General features: G+C 34.8%; 1 protein-coding gene. It reads left to right on the top strand.

The features are described from left to right. A partial coding sequence (locus B5P40_RS24515) for an N-acetylmuramoyl-L-alanine amidase family protein (protein ID WP_369008141.1) occupies nucleotides 1-1,272 on the top strand: 1,272 nt, incomplete at its 5' end. Nucleotides 1,273-1,487: the final 215 nt, after the last annotated feature.

Genomic DNA, 1,487 nt, shown 5'->3' with positions numbered 1-1,487 from the left:
GGACTTCAATATTCCGATTCGCTTGGCGATGATGAAGTGTTTGAACTTGTTCAGATAGGAAATTCTTACGATGGTAAATTTCAGTTCCGTTTGAATAACAAAAATGGGGTAAGTTTGGCTGGTAATCAAAATATTTCTCAATTTGGTACTGATTGGAGTTTCAAATCCGAAATTCGTTTCACTGATAAAAGCAACAATGAAATTCATAATTGGTTAATAGAGTGGTATCCGGGTAAAGAAAATGAGAGACAGAAGTATGACAAAATAGAGACCATAACTGATGAAAAGGACCCTACTAAATATCTTGCAAAAGATTCCTCTGGAAACGTGATAAAGAACAGTTGGATAAATCGAGGTACTGGTTATTCCTTTGCAGATGCTGATGGAGTCATTTTGACAGGCTGGCAAGACATTAAAGGGAAGACTTATTATTTCTCACCGCCTTATGGCTACATGGTTACTGGAGGTGGAAGTGATTCACTGATTGATGGGAAGTTCTATAACTTCAACGACTCCGGTGTTCTGCAACGATCAGTCTGGATAGGTAATAACTATTCCGATGCTTCAGGAGAATTTGTTAAAGAAGGCTTGAAAGATATAGACGGTAAAGTTTATTATTTTAAAGATTATCATCCTACTACAAATGAACTACCTATAAAAGATCAAGATGTCACTCTTCACTTTTCCGACAAAGGTGTGATTGAGAGAGTTTCTAAGCTAAATGGAGAAGCTATAAACAGCAGTGTTAATGTTAAGCTTGACAAGAAAACATTAGCATTTAATCAAGACGGTTCGATTTTAAAAACAGGAATCAACAAAAATACGAATACAATAGCATATTATAGTTTAGAGGATGGACCTTCCTATACCGGTTGGAAAATGATAGACGGTAAAAGATACTATTTCACAAATGGCCTCAATGATACGTTCAATGATTATAAAAACATTGACGGAAAAAAATATTATTTTCATGAAGACGGATCAGTTAACCGCGCAGGATTTGAAAAAACAGATGGTAAACTATACCATTTTGACAATAACGGCGTAGCACAAACGGGCTGGCAAACTATCGATAATAAATATTATTACTTCGATGAGAATGGAGCAGCTAAAACAGGATGGTTCCAAGTTGGTGGTGGATATAGACCTTGGCCTCTTGCATACGGATACCTTTGGTATTGTGCTAGAGAAGATGGTTCACTTTATTCAGACGGTTGGTTTAAAATCGACGGTAAAGATTATCACTTTGACCAGTGGGGACATAAAATGTAAAGTAATAACATAAAAATAACAAGGGAATGCTTGTATGCTGATATGTACTGCATTCCCTTGTTGTATGTATGCTATATTTAGCTCGAAACGACAAAAAAATATTGTACGTTAAGGGAAAATTTCACATACAAAAAAGACGATTCAAGTATAAATGAATAATAAGATTATAAAAAACGAAAATAAATTTTTAGAGATTATAGGAGTGTGTTAATAAT

It is taken from the genome of Bacillus sp. SRB_8 (assembly GCF_003264205.1).
Taxonomy (GTDB): Bacteria; Bacillota; Bacilli; order Bacillales; family Bacillaceae_G; genus Bacillus_A; species Bacillus_A mycoides.
The sequence above is the reverse complement of the archived record's forward strand: the minus strand, read 5'-3'. Positions and strand labels throughout refer to the sequence as shown.